The 885-nt window shown below is 68.0% G+C and carries 2 protein-coding genes; one reads left to right on the top strand and one right to left on the bottom strand.

Annotation, left to right across the window (positions count from 1 at the left end):
- Positions 1–432, bottom strand: a 432-nt coding sequence (gene trhA / locus B4E30_RS02790; protein WP_286793386.1) for a PAQR family membrane homeostasis protein TrhA, incomplete at its 3' end; no start/stop codon positions are given.
- A gap of 140 nt (positions 433–572) precedes the next feature.
- Here trhA and B4E30_RS02785 point away from each other — a divergent pair.
- The coding region (locus tag B4E30_RS02785) for an undecaprenyl diphosphate synthase family protein (protein ID WP_286793385.1) at positions 573–885 on the top strand (313 nt) is incomplete at its 3' end.

Raw genomic sequence — 885 nt, 5'->3', positions numbered from 1 at the left:
CGCGACGTACAGCCATCGCGGTGCGTCGATCCAGAAGACGCGGAACAGGATCCCGAGGATCGCCCCTCCCCACACGAGGGACAGCAGCAGCACGGACTTCGAGGTCGGGAGCGCGAGCACCGCGATCGGCGTATAGGTGCCGGCGATCAGAAGCAGGATGTTGGCGTGATCGATGCGCTTGAGCGTGGCGCGCATCTTCGGCTTCCACGAGAAGCGGTGGTACAGCGCCGAGTTGCCGAACAGCAGCAGCGACGTGGCCATGAACACCGCCGAGGACCATTTCGCCGGTGCTCCCTGCGCGAGCACGATGAGAACGATGCCGGCGGCGATCGCGACGGGGAAGGTGCCGGCGTGGATCCACCCGCGCCAGCTGGGCTTCACCTCGGTCTGGGCGCTGAGGGCCGTCGCCTCGAGGAGGGGGAGCTCGGGCATCTTCGCGCCCTCGTCGGACACGATCGTGCGCTCTCGGCGGGCCATGATCCGAGCGTACGCGTCGGAGTATGCCGCCGGGCGCACGCGTCATCGGACCGTCATGGCTTCGGCGCCGGCGGTAGGTTGGGGAGGTGACGCAGATGAAGCAGGGCAGGGGACCGCTCTATCGCCTGTACATCGGCCGGCTGCGCCGCAGCCTCACGCCGGAGACGGTGCCGCATCACGTCGCGATGATGATCGACGGCAACCGGCGGTGGGCGCGGCAGCTCGGATTCGACTCCGCCGCCCACGGGCACCGCGCCGGAGCGGCGAAGATGCGCGAGTTCCTGCGCTGGTGCGACGACATCGGCGTGAAGGTCGTCTCCCTGTACCTGCTCTCCAACGACAATCTGCGCAAGCGCGATTCCCAGGAGCTGTCCGATCTGGTGGAGATCATCGCGGAGCTGGCCGAAG

The sequence above is a fragment of the Microbacterium sp. UBA3394 genome (genome assembly GCF_002358725.1).
Lineage (GTDB): Bacteria > Actinomycetota > Actinomycetes > Actinomycetales > Microbacteriaceae > Microbacterium > Microbacterium luteum.
Note: the sequence above shows the minus strand (reverse complement) of the source record. Positions and strands in the feature narration are given on the sequence as shown.